This is a genomic window from Enterocloster bolteae, assembly GCF_002234575.2.
GTDB lineage: Bacteria > Bacillota > Clostridia > Lachnospirales > Lachnospiraceae > Enterocloster > Enterocloster bolteae.
Map to the genome: position 1 here is coordinate 5510012 of NZ_CP022464.2, position 15645 is coordinate 5525656.

At 51.3% G+C, this 15645-nt stretch carries 13 protein-coding genes; 2 read left to right on the top strand and 11 right to left on the bottom strand.

Annotated elements, in window-relative coordinates:
* Nucleotides 1-245: 245 nt before the first annotated feature.
* On the top strand, nucleotides 246-1769 hold the full coding sequence (locus CGC65_RS25480) for a serine hydrolase (protein WP_002565635.1): 1524 nt from the start codon (nucleotides 246-248) through the stop codon (nucleotides 1767-1769).
* A 126-nt stretch (nucleotides 1770-1895) separates the two neighbouring features.
* Here CGC65_RS25480 and CGC65_RS25485 read toward each other — a convergent pair whose 3' ends face one another.
* Together CGC65_RS25485 and CGC65_RS25490 are read right to left on the bottom strand one after the other, a co-directional pair.
* Nucleotides 1896-2519 carry a DUF47 domain-containing protein gene (locus CGC65_RS25485; RefSeq protein WP_002565636.1) on the bottom strand — a complete coding sequence of 208 codons (624 nt, stop codon included), beginning with the start codon at nucleotides 2517-2519 and terminating at the stop codon, nucleotides 1896-1898.
* Nucleotides 2520-2536: 17 nt separating this feature from the next.
* Nucleotides 2537-3595: an inorganic phosphate transporter gene (locus CGC65_RS25490; protein WP_002565637.1), complete on the bottom strand. Its 1059-nt coding sequence runs from the start codon at nucleotides 3593-3595 to the stop codon at nucleotides 2537-2539.
* A gap of 306 nt (nucleotides 3596-3901) precedes the next feature.
* On the opposite strand from CGC65_RS25490, the gene CGC65_RS25495 reads away from it, so the two are divergent.
* Nucleotides 3902-5107, top strand: coding sequence for an IS110 family RNA-guided transposase (locus CGC65_RS25495; protein ID WP_193466550.1), 1206 nt, complete (start codon nucleotides 3902-3904; stop codon nucleotides 5105-5107).
* A gap of 425 nt (nucleotides 5108-5532) precedes the next feature.
* Here the strand turns inward: CGC65_RS25495 and larE are convergent, their stop codons facing one another.
* From larE to CGC65_RS25540, 9 genes are all read right to left on the bottom strand, one after another.
* On the bottom strand, nucleotides 5533-6399 hold the full coding sequence (gene larE / locus CGC65_RS25500; protein WP_002566070.1) for an ATP-dependent sacrificial sulfur transferase LarE: 867 nt from the start codon (nucleotides 6397-6399) through the stop codon (nucleotides 5533-5535).
* 32 nt (nucleotides 6400-6431) lie between these two features.
* Nucleotides 6432-7844: a nickel pincer cofactor biosynthesis protein LarC gene (larC, locus tag CGC65_RS25505; RefSeq protein ID WP_002566071.1), complete on the bottom strand. Its 1413-nt coding sequence runs from the start codon at nucleotides 7842-7844 to the stop codon at nucleotides 6432-6434.
* A 1-nt stretch (nucleotide 7845) separates the two neighbouring features.
* Complete coding sequence (larB, locus tag CGC65_RS25510; protein ID WP_002566072.1) at nucleotides 7846-8589, bottom strand: nickel pincer cofactor biosynthesis protein LarB; 744 nt, start codon at nucleotides 8587-8589, stop codon at nucleotides 7846-7848.
* A gap of 85 nt (nucleotides 8590-8674) precedes the next feature.
* Nucleotides 8675-9283, bottom strand: coding sequence for an ABC transporter ATP-binding protein (locus CGC65_RS25515; protein WP_002566073.1), 609 nt, complete (start codon nucleotides 9281-9283; stop codon nucleotides 8675-8677).
* A complete protein-coding gene (locus tag CGC65_RS25520) occupies nucleotides 9280-10212 on the bottom strand; it encodes an oligopeptide/dipeptide ABC transporter ATP-binding protein (RefSeq protein WP_002566074.1) in 933 nt (310 codons plus the stop codon). Before CGC65_RS25520 ends, CGC65_RS25515 begins: the two co-directional genes overlap by 4 nt.
* A 44-nt stretch (nucleotides 10213-10256) precedes the next feature.
* A complete protein-coding gene (locus tag CGC65_RS25525) occupies nucleotides 10257-11093 on the bottom strand; it encodes an ABC transporter permease (RefSeq protein WP_002566075.1) in 837 nt (278 codons plus the stop codon).
* Nucleotides 11090-12070, bottom strand: a complete 981-nt coding sequence (locus CGC65_RS25530; RefSeq protein ID WP_002566076.1) for an ABC transporter permease — start codon at nucleotides 12068-12070, stop codon at nucleotides 11090-11092. Before CGC65_RS25530 ends, CGC65_RS25525 begins: the two co-directional genes overlap by 4 nt.
* Before the next feature lie 39 nt (nucleotides 12071-12109).
* The gene (locus CGC65_RS25535; RefSeq protein WP_002566077.1) at nucleotides 12110-13858 is read right to left on the bottom strand and encodes an ABC transporter substrate-binding protein; all 1749 of its coding nucleotides are present in this window, start codon (nucleotides 13856-13858) and stop codon (nucleotides 12110-12112) included.
* 457 nt (nucleotides 13859-14315) lie between these two features.
* Nucleotides 14316-15569 carry an ABC transporter substrate-binding protein gene (locus CGC65_RS25540; RefSeq protein ID WP_002566078.1) on the bottom strand — a complete coding sequence of 418 codons (1254 nt, stop codon included), beginning with the start codon at nucleotides 15567-15569 and terminating at the stop codon, nucleotides 14316-14318.
* Nucleotides 15570-15645: the final 76 nt, after the last annotated feature.

The following is a 15645-nucleotide window of genomic DNA, read 5'->3' on the forward strand; positions in this document are numbered from 1 at the left end:
TTCATTCTCCCCTGGCTGCCCTGTCACAGACAGATATTATTCATCCTGCACTTGTTACATTATAATTCATTCTTTATTTTTATGCAACTGTGTGTTCAAACTGTAATTAAACTGTAAAGATTAAATACTTCCAGGAAATACCTTGACAAATCAATCTGTAAGTATTATAGTTACAGTATAAAATGTATCTTTTAGAATTACAGTTATTACCTGTCTGTTAACAGCATCGAGAAAGGAGCTTACCTATGAACACCCGCGAACACACAGCCATGAAGATGAGAGGAAACCCGGATATCTCCTATCTGGGACATACCGTTGATCAGATGATTTGGAGCTTTATGGAACAGGAAAAAATTGACGGACTTACCTTAGCCATTGTACAAGCCCCCTACATACCAAGGGTAGCCGGATACGGCTATTCGGACAGCCAGCGGCGGCGCCTGGCTTCCCCCAACACCATGTGGCCCGCCGGCCCTATCTCCCAGGCCTTTGCGGCAGTGGCCGTTATGCAGCTTCATGAGGACGGCGGACTGGATGTAAACCGCCGGGCTTCCGTATATATACCGGAACTTCCTGATACATGGAATGACATCACCGTTCTTCAGCTTCTGCGCCATGCATCGGGACTGCCGGATTACCGCCGGGCGCCTGAATTCAGCCCGGACACACCGTGGACATTTGATGCCCTGCTCCAATTGGCTGCCAGGAATCCCCTGCACTTTGTTCCTGGTACAGATGTGGAGCAGAGTGCTACCAATTTCCTGCTGCTGACCGAAATCGTCGAACGGGTCAGCGGCCTAAGTTACCACGATTTTGTAACCAAAAGGCAGATTGAGTTCCTGGGCCTTGGGCACACGGGTTTCAAGGAGGATTTAGGCCAGTTCCATCACGAAGACATATCCCGGACCGCTGATATCCACCAGTTATTCAAAAAGGACAGACTCTATATCAATCCCACGGAGCCAGCCGTATCCTATGACAGCAGCGGTACTCCCAGCACGGCGGCAGAAACTACGGCGCTCCGGGGCTTTTCCGATATTTGGGCCTCTGCCCAGGATATTTCCTTCTGGGACATCGGCCTGGCCGGCTCTGTCCTGATTCATCAGCCGGAAAACCGCGCCCTTATATATGCTCCCTGGAATCTTCCCGACGGGAGGACAGTACCTGCCGCATCCGGCTGGCAGTTTTACCATCACCGGGGACTTATGGATATAAAGGGATCCGTCCATGGCTATTCTTCCTTCCTGAGCCGCTTCACAGACGCCTCCGAGCTGGTCTGCGTCACCCTCATGTGCAACAAGGAAGGGGTGGACTTCACCAATCTGGGGCGCAGGATAGCCGGCGCATACGGCGACCTTCTGTCCACCGGGTACGATGACAACCGTCTCTATCTTCTGGAAGGCCAGTTCCCTGCGGCAGAAACAGTATCACGCCTGGAATCAGCCTTAAAAGACCGCGGTATCCCTGTATTTGCCAAATTTGACCATGGACAGAATGCTGCCGGTGCAGGGCTTTTCCTCCGTCCCACCACAGTACTGGTATTCGGCTCTCCCCAGGTAGGCACCGGACTCATGGAAGAAGATCAGAGCGTATCCTTGGAACTGCCCCTGCGCATCAGTGTATGGGAGGATGAAGCCGGAAGCACATGGCTGGCCTTCCCACGCCTGGACAAGGTATTCGGTGAATACGGACTGGAAAACCATCCCGCTGTCCCCAAGATGCAGAACCTTCTTGAACAGCTGGTGCATATAGGAGGCAGCATCTATTAACCAGAAAACCACACCGCAAAAACCAACCCATAAAAAGGCACCGCTCCCCGCAATCCTGGGTGCCTTCTCACATTCTGCCTTTATTCTTATATATACACTCCAGGGCTGTTCAGACAGCACCGGACATCAGGTATTCTTCATGATAACGCTTTCCACCACATCTGCCACATGCTCGCAGGCATCGCAGCATTTCTCTAAGTATACGTAAATCTCCCTCCAGGCAATGATTTCAATGGGATCGGTCACCTCGGCGTGAAGCCTGCGCATGGACTCAATGAACAGCCGGTCGCCTTCCTCCTCCAGAGCGTTAATCTCGATGATCAGGCCGTGAAGTGTCTTGGATTTCCTGAAGTCCGCAAACTCCTCCATAACCTCCTTAAGCGCCTCGCAGCAGCGGATGATGACCTTTATGAAGGCAAGGGCCTCGGGACGGATTTGCTGAACATTGTTTATGTAAATACGAATCAGTACATCCTCAATCTTGTCCGTCACCTCGTCGATACTCTGGCTCAAAAGAATAATATCCTCCCGCTCAATGGGGGTGATAAACGCCTTGACCAGCACAGCCATCATCTCATGCTTTTTCTTGTCCGCGTCATGTTCAATCCGGTGCAGCTCGTCCAGCTTGTCCTGTAAAAGCCCTGTATCAAAATGGTTTAAATTATCCTCCAGCATTTTGGCTGCCTGGCATCCGCACTCAACGCACTCTATGAAATTCTGAAAATAGTAACTATCACTTTTCTTAGACATCTTATCTTCTCCTTTACTTATCCGTGGAACAACACCATAAACAGCTTCGCTATCAGGAATCCGATGATGCCGCAGCCGGGGAATGTCATGACCCAGGTCATCACCATGTCCTTAACCACGCTGAAGTTAATGGCCGACAGACGTTTCACCGCTCCCACACCCATAATGGCTGTGGTCTTTGTATGTGTGGTACTGACGGGAATACCGAAAATGGAAAATCCGAGAAGACAGGCAGCTCCCGCCATATCCGCGGAAAAGCCCTGGTATTTCTCCAGCCGCACCATATCCATGCCCACGGATTTGATGATTTTCTTTCCTCCGATGGACGTTCCCAGGGCCATGGCTGCGGATCCCAGCAAAAGCATCCACAGAGGGAACTGTACTCCCTGGGTATTGCTGGACCCGTTGACCATACAGATACCTAACAGCATGACTCCCATGAATTTCTGTCCGTCCTGTGCACCGTGCATAAATGCCATGGCGGCTGCTCCGCCAATCTGGGCATACCGGAAAAATCCAGTGGTTTTCCGGCGGTCCATATCCCGGCAGGTCCAGGCCACCAGCTTGCATGAAAGATAACCGCTTAAAAATCCCAATACAACGGAAAAAATCAGACCATAGACCACCTTCATCCACTCTGCCGAGTTAATGGCTGAAAATCCTCCGCGGATAGCCACGGCAGCGCCGGTAAGGCCAGCTATGAGCGCATGGCTCTCACTGGTGGGACATCCAATGGAAACAGCAAAGGACGACCAGACCACAATGGAAAAAAGCGCGGCACACAGGGCAACCAGAGCAATTGAAGTATCTTCCCCGAAATTGACCATATTGGTAATGGTCATGGCAACCGTGGAATTCACCATGGTCATCACAACCACCCCTGCGCAGTTGCATACTGCCGCCATAACAATGGCCAGATTCACATCCAGCGATCTGGTTGACACGCAGGTGGCAATGGCATTTGGCGCATCCGTGATACCATTGACACAGATGACCCCAAGAGTCAGAAGGACTGTAATCAACAATGCCGGATTTGTCACCAGCTGCCGCAGGAAAAAGGAAAACGACATGTCCATAATTCTTTTTTACCTACTCTCTACTACAATATATTTATGGTTAATATCCCTTACAGCCAGTAAGGAATTATCCATCTTGTTGCTTAAGCTGTTACAATGTTGGAGCAATCGGTATATCGGCCTCCTTTCTTGGACTTCGCGTCCGTAATTAAGACTGATAACCAGCTCCTCATTTGCAGCGTTCGTTTTATGCAGGTTGAACTGCCTTTGGTACGTTCGTGTCACACCACAGTAGATTGAATAGGCAATGAGTAAAACTGGTACTTATCTATTGCAATAATCTTTAGGAGTGACAAATTTATGAACATGAACGCTGTTGGTATTGATGTTTCCAAAGGCAAAAGTATGATCGCCATTCTACGACCTTATGGAGAAATCGTTTCTTCTCCCTTTGAAATCAAGCACACCTCCAGTAACATCCAATCCTTAATTGAGCAGATCCGATCAATCGAAGGTGAATCACGCATCGTTATGGAACATACTGGCCGTTACTACGAACCACTGGCTCGTGAGCTTTCTCTGGCAGGTCTTTTTGTAACTGCCGTAAATCCTAAGCTCATTAAAGATTTTGGAGCTCATTCTCTCCGCAAAGTAAAATCTGATAAAGCTGACGCTGTAAAAATAGCTCGTTACACCCTTGACAGTTGGACGGAATTGAAACAGTATAGTCTTATGGACGAACTACGCAATCAACTAAAGACCATGAACCGTCAGTTTGGCTTCTACATGAAACACAAAACAGCTATGAAGAATAACCTCATCGGTATCCTCGATCAGACTTACCCTGGTGTTAATACTTACTTTGATAGCCCTGCCCGTGAGGACGGCAGCCAGAAGTGGGTTGATTTTGCTACTACATACTGGCATGTGGACTATGTTCGTAAATTCTCATTAAATGCATTTGTCGACCATTATCAGAAGTGGTGCAAACGTAGGAAGTATAACTTTAGCAAAGACAAGGCTGAAGAAATCTATGGAGCTGCAAAGGAGCTTGTTCCTATACTTCCAAAAGATGATCTAACCAAGCTGATCGTGAAACAGTCCATAGAACAATTAAACACTGCTTCCAAGACCGTGGAAGAGCTCCGTACCCTGATGAATGACACAGCCGCCAAGCTGCCGGAATATCCCGTTGTTATGGGTATGAAGGGTGTTGGCCCGTCTCTTGGCCCTCAGCTTATGGCTGAAATCGGAGATGTCACACGCTTTACCCACAAAGGGGCTATCACTGCATTTGCTGGTGTAGACCCAGGTGTCAACGAATCCGGAACCTATGAACAAAAAAGCGTTCCAACCTCCAAACGCGGCTCATCTTCCCTCCGAAAAACCTTATTTCAGGTCATGGACTGTCTCATCAAAACAAAACCGCAGGACGACCCTGTATATGCGTTTATTGATAAGAAACGTGCTCAAGGAAAGCCTTACTATGTCTACATGACTGCAGGCGCTAATAAGTTTCTGCGTATCTATTACGGAAGAGTAAAAGAATATCTAATGTCTCTTCCAGAATAGAGAATACCACATCCTTTCAGACCAGCAGATAATGGTGGTCTATTTGTTGTACCTGAAATTTAATCAACAATAAATCTTGAAAATTTCTCATTTTCCTATTGACTTTTTATTTGCAGGCTTAATTATTTACTTTATCTTTACGTAAAATTTACAAACTCACGATTTTAATTCTAACACGGTTTTTTATGGTAGTAAAGTTCAATTTCGTTAAGAAACAAAGGAAAATATTCGTTTTTGGATAATAGAAATGTTATGGGATAAAATGGAAAACGCCTGTATTATCTATATATAGATAATACAGGCGAAGCAGACAGGACAAATATGGTTTCATACTCTTTGTACACTCTCAGCAGAAACATACTCCAATTATTGATAATGTTTTGTCCTTCATTTGTATATTCGGTTTTTATTGGAACTCTGTTTTTTTATTGGACTTCCGGTCCGTTCAGCCCTGCATCCATGCTCCCGGAGCGGAACCCTTCTGCATCCAGGGTTATATACACAAACCCCATTTTCTTCAAACGGCTGACGATTTCTTTCCGGCCTTTCATAAATACCTCAAAGGCTTCCGGATCCAGTTCCAGGCGCACGATATCTCCGTGAAGCCTGAGACGTACATTGCCGGGAACCATAGTCCTGACATAGGCTTCTCCCTCCCCAATTCTTCTCAGCACCTCATAGTCCAGAGCAGCGCCGTAGGGCAGGCGGGTAGCCATGCAGGGAGTGGACGGACGGGATGCCACCGATATTCCGTACTCTGACGCCAGGGCCTTTACCTGAGCCTTGGTTATGTGCAGCTCTGCCAGGGGACTAATGATTCCCAGCTCCTTAAGTGCCCGGATTCCGGGGCGGTATACATGCATATCGTCCTCATTTGTACCGTCCAGGATATACCTGATTCCCCTGGCCTCTGCCAGCTCTGCCAGTCTGGAGAACAGATGGCGCTTACACAGATAACAGCGGTTTACCGGGTTGTTTTTTATTGACTCCTGCTCCAGCTCATCCACGGTAATAACCTCATGGATTCCTCCCAGCTCCCCTGCCACGCGCCTGGCAATCTCCAGGTCGCAGGAAGGATGCAGGCGGCTGTCAAACGTAACGGCGTACACCTTTCTTCCCGTATGGGCAGCTGCGTCTGCTGCTGTCTTTAAAAGCAGGCTTGAATCAACTCCGCCGGAAAATGCAAGGCATATATCCTCTTTGGCCAGCTGCTCCATCCTGGCCTCCAGACACTTTTTCATCTGGTCCGGAGATGACATTTCATCACTGAAACTGTTATTTACCGTATTCATACGAATCTCCTAATCTGACATTATCCATACATTTAATCCTGCCGGCTTTCCTCTGCCTTCATACGTGCCTGATGATATGCGGTCTGAAAATCCACACCCTGTTCCCTACAAATCCGCCGGATGCTTTCATATTCCGGATAAAAAAACGTTCTGCCCTTGTAAGCACACACCTTCACATCCGCCGGCCCGTAACTGGTTTCCACCTGGATTTCACTCCGATCAAGAATGGTCCTCTCCGTCGGATAACGGCGGATTCCAATGGTAGTGGTCTGGGTAAGAATGATTTCCTCCATGGCCTCTATGGATGATTCACGGCAAAGCACAGACAGCATGTAGGCGGGACGGTTTTTCTTCATGTGAATAGGGGTATACCACACATCCGCGGCCCCGGCATCAAGGAGCATCTCCATGGCAAGGCCCAGCATTTCCCCGGTACAGTCATCCAGGTTCGTCTCCAATACCCACATGGTACGGTCCTCTTCCTGTGAAGTCTCCAGCAGCATGGCCCGAAGCACATTCGCCTGTTTAAACACCTTGTTCCCCGCACCCATTCCGACCTTAAGCAGACGGCAGGAAGAAGGCAGCCGGTCCTTTGTCCGCAGAGCGGCGGCAATTGCTGCCCCGGTAGGTGTAACCATTTCCCCGTCATTGTCTGTAAAATGCAGCTTAAGTCCATAGGAGGAAGCAATATTAGCAGTAGCCGGAACAGGAACCGGCAGTACGCCGTGCTGGCAGTAGACATGGCCGTGACCTTCAGACAATGCAGAAACCACCACATCCTCCACACCCAGATTGTCGATACAGACTGCCGCACTGATAATGTCCACTATAGAATCAATGGCCCCCACTTCGTGGAAATGAACCTGTTCAACAGGAAGCCCATGGGCCTTGGATTCCGCCTCTGCCACAATGCGGAACATGGTCCGGGCCATTTCCTTCACCCTCTCATTGGAATCCAGACGGTCTATGATATGATAAATGTCGTGGAGGTTCCTGTGAATGTGGGGATGCGGATGACCGTGACCAGCCTCATGACTGTGCTCATGCTCATGACCGTGATCAGCCTCATGACTGTGCTCATGCTCATGACCGTGACCAACCTCATGACCGTGACCAGCCTCATGCCGGTGACCATCCTCATGACCGTGCTCATGCTCATGGCCGTGACCATCTTCATGCCGGTGACCTTCCTCATGCCAGTGGCCTTCCTCATGACCGTGGCCTTCCTCATGACCATGCTCATGCTCCTCCAAATGCACATCAAAATCAAATGCATCCAGACCGCTCACAACCTTCCGTCCAAAATGCAGATGGTATCCATCCACTCCCAGGCTCTCCAGCGCATTCTCCAGCACCTGCCTGTCCGCTCCCAGATCAAGCAGGGCTCCTACCGTCATATCCCCGCTGATGCCCGAATTACATTCCAGATATAAAATCTTCCCCATTTTATCTCACCGCCATTCTGTTTATTTGGGTCGCCAGGTAGCCGGCGCCGTATCCATTGTCAATATTAACCACCGATATCCCGTTGGCACAGGAATTAAGCATTGTAAGAAGGGCCGACAGCCCGTGGAAGCTGGCTCCGTATCCCACGGAGGTGGGGACTGCCACTACAGGGCATTCCACCAGGCCTGCTATCACCGTGCCCAGCGCTCCTTCCATTCCGGCCACTGCCACAATGCAGCTGGCCTTGTCCAGACGTTCCCTCTGGGCCAGGAGCCTGTGGATTCCGGCAACTCCCACATCAAATATACGGTCTACCCTGCATCCGAAATATTCAGCTGTCTGGGCTGCTTCCTCTGCCACCGGTATATCCGCCGTGCCTCCTGTGCACACTGCCACATACCCCTTGCGCTCCTTTCCCGGCTTCTCCACCTTAAGTATCCGGGATATGGGATCATACACCACCTCCGGCACCGCTGTTCTCACCAGCTCAGCCTGCTTCTCAGAAGCCCTGGTTCCCAGAACCTCCCCGTCCCTCTCATAAAATTTCTTATATATTTCCAGCAAATACGCATCCGGCTTTCCCTGGCAGAATACAGTTTCCCCAAAACCGGATCGCAGCTTCCTGTGATGGTCCAGCTTGGCATATCCCAAATCCTCATAAGGCAGGTTCTTAAGCTGCTTCTCTGCTTCTTCTATGTTAACACCGCCGGACTTTACCTGCTCCAGTAATTCCCTGACATCCATCTTTCGTTCTCCTCTCTCAAATCCATACGGCTTGGCCGTCCCGTTTCCAATCCTTCCACATACAAATCATCCGGCCGCTCCGTCCCTAATCCGTCCTCAAATCAACCACCCTGCCGCAAACACGCTCCAGCAGCTCCTCTGAATGGCTGACCACCAGCAGGCCCAGGTCCCGCGTCTTCACTTCCTCCAAAAGGAATCCCCAGATCTGGCTCTGGGTGATAAGGTCCAGCATGGTGCTTATCTCATCCGCCAGAATGAACCGGGTGCGCTTCCCCAATGCCCTGGCTATACAGAACCGCTGCAGCTCTCCTCCGGACAGCTCACCCGGATACCGGTTCAGCCAGTCCGGTTCAATTCCCAGACCGCGGACCACCCGTTCCTCCACAAAATCCCCTTCCCTCAGAACTTCCCGCATCTTAAGGCGGGGATTTACTGACAGTTCCGGATGCTGCCATATCATCTGCACCGGATTGTAACCGGCACAGGAAGAAATATTTTTCCCGTCTAACACCACAGTCCCATGGTCCGGTTTCTCATAACCAGCCAGTATCTTGCAAAAGGTCGTCTTTCCAAAACCGCTGGGAGCTGTCAGCCCCACACGTTCCCCGCTCTCCAGGCTTATGCTGACATTGTTCAGTATTTTCCTGTTCCCATTGTCGTATTGGAAAGAAATATTCATAGCTTCCAGCTTCATATTCCCGCCTTCCTGCATTTTACCATGCCGCCGCGAAAACTGCGATAAGAAATTTCCTGGAGACAGCCTTCATCCATGTCCGGGCAGCGGGGCCCATAGGGACATCCCGCGGGCATATCCGCCGCATAGGGCTGGGTCCCGGATGCTGCCTTAAATCCGTGACGGGGCATGGCCCGGAATAGAGCTTTGGTATAGGGGTGGCGAAGCCTTTGCTCATCCTCAAAATCCTCTGCCAGGGCCTCCTCCACATTGGTACCTGCGTAAAATACCACGATTCTGTCAGCCACCTCCAAAGCCAGCTCCAAATCATGGGTGATAAGAAGGACCCCTGCCCCCTGGTCCGCTATCTCCCGGAAGTGGGACAGCACACGCCTGGCCGCGCTGATATGAAGGCCCGGCGTGGGTTCATCTGCAATAACCAGTCTGGGATGCTCCATCACGGCTGTGGAAATAAGTACCCTTCTGGTCATTCCCCCGGACAGTTCAAAAGGATACAGCTCTTCCGTATCCTCTCCCAGCCCGTAGCGCCCCATGGATTGGCGGCAGCGCTTCACGCTCTCCCTGTCTTTTTGTCCCCTTCGTACCTGTTCTCCCACCTTCATAAGCGGATCCAGATACGACACGCTCTGGGGGACCAATACCATCCGGCTCCCCCGAAGCTGTTCCTTTTTCTTCTGGGTCAGGATTTCTCCCTCAAAGGAAACCGTCCCCTGACAGGCGGCATTCTGCGGCAGAAGTCCCATGACCGCATGGGCCAGCAGGCTCTTTCCCGAACCGCTGGATCCGGCTACGGCCACCACCTCATGTTCCCGTACCTTTATGTTCAGATCCCGAATCACGGGAAGCTCCCTCTGGCGCCATCCCCCCACATACTGGGAAAATGAGATCATCAGATGCTCCACCGACAATATGACTTGTTTTTCCTCCAAAACAACCTCCTACACAACAAACCTCTGCCACGGCACAGGCGATTTTACAGATGGGCCTGGGCCGGGTCCAGCAGACGGCTCAGCGTATCCCCGATAAAATGGAACAGGACCACCACAAATACCAGCAAAAGACCGGGAAACAGGGCCAGCCACCACTTCCCCATGACCAGGTATTTCATGCTCTCAGACAGGATAACACCCACGGCAGGCTGCTCCGGCGGCAGCCCGAAGCCCAGAAAGGTTATGCTTGCCTCATGAAGAATTGCATGGGGAAACAGCAGAACCATGCCCACAAAAAGCTGGGGCAGCAGATGGGGCGTCATATGTTTGAAGGCAATATAAAACCTTCCCTTTCCCAGCTTCTTTGCAATCTGTATGTACTGGCTCTCACGAAGCTGTATGACCTCCCCGCGGAGAAGCCTGGCCAGGGAAGTCCAGTGAGTCAGTGAAATCCCAATCAGTACACCCCAGAATCCCTTTCCCACTGCAAAGGAAATGAGAATCAGAAGCAGGATATGGGGTATTCCCATGACCAGATCAATGATTCCTCCTATGACAGCATCCGTGACCCTGCCCAGACAGGCGGCCATGGTTCCCAGGATGAAAGCCACCACCGCGCTGATGCATGCCGTCAAAAGCCCGATGCGTATGCTGATGGATAGCCCTGTAAGGCTGCGGACAAACATGTCCCGCCCCATCCAGTCTGTCCCAAAGGGATAGGCCAGGCTGGGCGGCAGATTTTTTCTGGTGAAATCCGTGGCCAGGGCCTGCTCCCTTAATACCTGGCCGGCAATGGCAATGGCTGCCAGCAGGAGGACCGATACCGCCAGCAGCGCAGCCATGGCCTTGCGGCGGTTCCATCGGTGTCTTTGTGCGCTCATGCCCTGCTCCTCCTGATTCTGGGATCCACCGTTCCGTACAGGAGGTTGGCGGTGAAATTCCCTAAAAATACAATGGCCGCGCTGATAATTGTAATTCCCATAAGCAGCGGCACATCCCCGCCTAATCCGGCTGTCACAGCCGCCTGTCCCAGGCCCGGATAGGAAAATACCTGCTCCACCAGCACGGATCCTCCGAATATCTCGCTGACTGAGGCAAACTGGAGCGTCATGGCAGGAAGAAGGATGTTGCGGATTCCATGCCTGCGGATAATGGACCATTCTGACTCTCCCCTGGCCCTGGCAAACAGCACATAATCGCTTTCCATGACCTGCGCCATCTTCTCCCTTGTATGAAGGGCAATGTTGGAGATGCCTGTAATGGACAATGCCGCCGCAGGCAGTATGCCATGAATCAGGCGGTCCTTCATGGTCACAGCCGACGCCTCCACCCCGATTGGAACAGAAAGTCCTATGGGGAGCAGCTTAAGCCAGACCGCGAACACGACAAGCAGTACCAGAGCCACCCAAAAGGCCGGCGTACTGGCAGTTACCAGGGCATAGGAAGAGATAATTCGGTCCGCAGTCTTTCCCTTCTTTGCCCCGGCAATGATTCCCATGAGAAATCCAATCAATCCCGACAAAATCCATGCCGCCGCCATAATCCAAAGGGAATTGGCCAGCTTCTCCCCGATTACCTGGGCAACAGGCCTGCGGTACAAAAGGGAGATACCCATATCTCCCTTAAGAAAATCACCGGCCCAGGCCAGATAACGGGTTACAGGCGGCGTGTTGACGCCCCAGTATTCCTGGAGTCTGGCAATCTGCTCGCTGCTCATGCTTCCAAGGGCCGCCTGCCCCACATTGGTGGTAAGCGGATCCAGGGGAGAAACCGACACCAGGAAAAACGCCGCCATACTCACCAGCACCAGCAGAACCGCCATCCGTATGAAATTAACACCCGCCTGTTTCCAACTCATGATTTTATCCTTCCTGCCCACATACAATTCTGTCTGATTTTATTCCCAGCTCCACTGGTCCACATTATTTACAATGGACCATCCGTGTCCATGGGGATGAATTTTCTGTTCCGCCACCTTTAGTCCGTCCCTGGACCAGTACAGATGGTCTATATTAACCAGCCAAATCCAGGGGATATCCCCATCCTGGGTCACTCCCGCGGTCCCGTCCCACTGGGCCTTCTTCCACAGCTCGTAGGAATCCTCCAGATTCCCGCTGGCCAGGGCTTCGTCCATGTACCGGTCCACACTGTCATTGGCATAGGGAGAATACTCCGCCAGGCCGGTATCCTTCATGGTATGGTAAATATTGTAAAGCTCCATAGGCGTATGGGCGCCCCAGCCCCACATAAGCGGCTCTGTCTGGGCGCGGTCATAGGCGTCATCCCAGCCAACACCCTCTATCTTCACTTCAATTCCCACTTCCTTAAGCTGGTTGGCCGTGTCCGCTGCCAGAGCCTGGCGTACGGAATCGCTGGCCGGGTACATCAGTGTAAATCCGGCCCTGACACCATCCTTTTCCCTGATTCCATCCGCTCCAGCCTTCCATCCGGCTTCCTCCAAAAGCTCTGCTGCCTTTTCCGGGTCATACTCTGTTTTCGCAGACTCATTGTACCAGGGCATCTTGTCACACACGCTGTATGCCGGGCTTCCGTAGCCGTTCAGCACATGGTCAATCATTTCATTCCTGTCAATCCCAATGTTCACAGCCCTTCTCACCTGTACATCCGACGTAAAATCATTTCCCACAACGGTTTTGCCGTCAGTTACAGTGCCTGACTTTACAGCCGGAAGGTTAAAGCCCCGGTTATCCACTGTCTCGAAGGAAAGGAGCTCATATCCGGGAAGGGTCTGATCTGAATAGGACGCAGCCGTATAGGCCAGGTCCACCTGCCCGGACATGACAGCTGCATAAGCCGCGTCCTCCTCCATGAAAAGTATGGTCACTTTCTTCATTTTCGGCTCTGTCCCGTAATAATCCGGGTTCGCCTCAAATATGACCTGCTGTCCCTTATCCCACTGTTTCATGATATATCTGCCGGATCCAATGGGATGTGAACCGTAATCCGCCCCATAGGCATGTTCCGGTACAATACCGACAATTGCCATGGTATAGGGCCAGATGGAGTAGGGGCGTTTCATATGAAATACCACCGTGGTATCATCCAGCGCCTCAGCACTCTCTAACATGGTAAAGTCGTTGACAGAGCTGGTGTCCCGCAGGGTATTGTATGTAAATGCCACATCCCGGGCAGTCAGCTTCTCTCCGTCTGTAAAATTAACATCATCCCGTATATTCACGGTCCAGGTAAGCCCGTCCTGGCTCACCTCCATACTGGTTGCCAGGTCATATCCTATTTTCAGGTCAGCAGTCGTCACGGTCAGCGTACTCTGAATCAGCGGCTCGTGGACATGTTCGCCCGCCCCCCATCCGTAGGCAGGATCAAATCCGGCCTCCGGCTCTGAGGTTGGTCCCATGACAACCACCACGTCGTCCCTTGTTCCATTATTCCCCGTCTCCCCGGCGCCCTTTCCCGCACTGTTTTCCGCACGGTTTCCCGCGCTGTCCCCAGCAATATCTCCTGCACGGTTTCCCGCACTGCTCCCTGCACTGTCTGCAGCCGCAGATATTCCGCTGTCCTTAGCGCTGTTTCCTGTTCCGCTGCCTGCGCAGCCCGTCACAGCCATGGACACGGCCGCCATGGCTGCCACGGCATATTTCATTCCCGTTCTCATTCCTCGTCTCATTTTCCTCTCCATTTCTTTTTCATGCCCTGTCCGTATGCCTGGATTCCATAAACTTACATTCCATAAACTTACATTCCATACACTCACATCCTATTCCTGTAAGCGCAGACGCCATGAACTCAATCCGCACCCCGGCGCAAAAGCATAAAAAAATACCAGAATAAGTGTATTCCTTGAGAATACATCCTACCTTCCTGGTATCCCTTACTTCTTAAAACTTATTCAATCTCACTAAAATGCGCTTGTCTGGTTCATTCTGGATGCTGACTTCTGTCAGCCGTTAAGAAAATTATACGCAAAAGTCCGCAAAAAATCAACGCTTTTCTTGCCAAACGTTTGCCCATATATTAAACAGTCTGCCTGAACCATCCCCATGAGGAGAAAAGTTCCCGGGGAACCAACACCGCCCCGGGAACTTTTAAGCGTATCTATGCGCCTTTCTTACCAGTCTCTTAATTTATTCCCCCTTCTGCTGAACCTCTACGGTACGTCCCTCCACGTCTTTCGGGTCTCCCACGGTCAGTCCCGGGACCTCCTCATCCGGGCACGCGTTTGTCCATGCAAGCTTCATGACATCGTCTGCTGTCAGCTCCTTCTTCTGGATCACTCCCAGGCGGATGTAGTCGGCTGCAATATTGCCAAGGGCCTCCTCTGTGATTGCGTCAGACAGGCCGAAATCCAGGGAATCCCAGAACTCCAGCTGATTTTCAAACTCACCTGTCATCTTATTGGTGTCAAACATTAACTGCACGGCATCCTCAGAGTGGAGACGGGCATACTGCCCTGCACGTTTAATCGCCATAACAATGTATTTTGCGTGAACCGGGTTCTTCGCAAGAAAATCATTGTTCATGGCGGTTGCGCAGCACACCTCTCCCTCGAACTCATCGCCGGGGGTAATGGAGCATACCTTGCGCATCTTATCTCTGTAATTGGCGATTACAAAATAATCCGAGAAAATGGAAGCGTCTATCTCGCCGCTCTCCATAGCCGCAACGCTGGCCGCGCTGTCTGCGATATCAAGATATTCCACCTCAGAGGTAGGGTCTATCCCCTCCCCGTCCAGCATTCGGTAGATAATATTCTGGTCGGAGTTTCCGATGCCGTCATGGATGGCAATGGTCTTTCCCTTTAAATCCTCAGCCGTCTTTATCTCGCTGTCATTGAATACGTAGATAGATTTGCAGCCCATGTGGGCTCCTGCTACGAATGTCATATCCACACCGTTTGTCACCGGCACAAGCATGGTTGCGATATGGTCTGTTCCCCACAGGCACTTCCCTGTGCCAACCGTGATCACAACAGACTCTCCTTCAATGTATTCCGCGTTAATACCGTAATCCTCATAATAGCCCAGTGCCTCGGCAAGGTATACCGCAGACACGCAGGCCCCTCCGTTAAACAGATAATTTAATGTTGTTCCGAAGGCAGGCTCCTTCTGCATGGCCTCCCAATCCTCCTGGGACACAGCCTCCGGGCGGGCGGCGCCTCCGGTTGCCTCCTCACCGGTTTTCCCGGAATCCTGTGGCTCTGCCGCTGACCCTGCTTCCGCTTTTGTCTCCGCTGCCACAGCTGCTGTGGATGCGCTTTCTGTGGTTGCGCCTTCTGTGGGAGAGCCTCCCCCCTGTTCCCCGCAGGCGCTCAGGGATAAGGCCATCATTCCCGCAAGCGCTGCCGCCAGAATGCGTTTCGCATTTGTCTTTTTCATCATACTGTTCTCCTTTTTGCTTTTAATAGTTATTTATGTACACAAACCATGGGGTCTGCGTTTTTTTCTTTGCAGGGTC

Bases quoted from the DNA above. Each gene is read 5' to 3' on its own strand.
- CGC65_RS25535 (WP_002566077.1), bottom strand. From the start codon at position 13,858: ATGAGACGAGGAATGAGAACGGGAATGAAATATGCCGTGGCAGCCATG.
- larC (WP_002566071.1), bottom strand. From the start codon at position 7,844: ATGGGGAAGATTTTATATCTGGAATGTAATTCGGGCATCAGCGGGGAT.
- larB (WP_002566072.1), bottom strand. From the start codon at position 8,589: ATGGATGTCAGGGAATTACTGGAGCAGGTAAAGTCCGGCGGTGTTAAC.
- CGC65_RS25540 (WP_002566078.1), bottom strand. From the start codon at position 15,569: ATGATGAAAAAGACAAATGCGAAACGCATTCTGGCGGCAGCGCTTGCG.
- CGC65_RS25515 (WP_002566073.1), bottom strand. From the start codon at position 9,283: ATGAAGCTGGAAGCTATGAATATTTCTTTCCAATACGACAATGGGAAC.
- CGC65_RS25485 (WP_002565636.1), bottom strand. From the start codon at position 2,519: ATGTCTAAGAAAAGTGATAGTTACTATTTTCAGAATTTCATAGAGTGC.
- larE (WP_002566070.1), bottom strand. From the start codon at position 6,399: ATGAATACGGTAAATAACAGTTTCAGTGATGAAATGTCATCTCCGGAC.
- CGC65_RS25495 (WP_193466550.1), top strand. From the start codon at position 3,902: ATGAACGCTGTTGGTATTGATGTTTCCAAAGGCAAAAGTATGATCGCC.
- CGC65_RS25525 (WP_002566075.1), bottom strand. From the start codon at position 11,093: ATGAGCGCACAAAGACACCGATGGAACCGCCGCAAGGCCATGGCTGCG.
- CGC65_RS25490 (WP_002565637.1), bottom strand. From the start codon at position 3,595: ATGGACATGTCGTTTTCCTTTTTCCTGCGGCAGCTGGTGACAAATCCG.
- CGC65_RS25530 (WP_002566076.1), bottom strand. From the start codon at position 12,070: ATGAGTTGGAAACAGGCGGGTGTTAATTTCATACGGATGGCGGTTCTG.
- CGC65_RS25480 (WP_002565635.1), top strand. From the start codon at position 246: ATGAACACCCGCGAACACACAGCCATGAAGATGAGAGGAAACCCGGAT.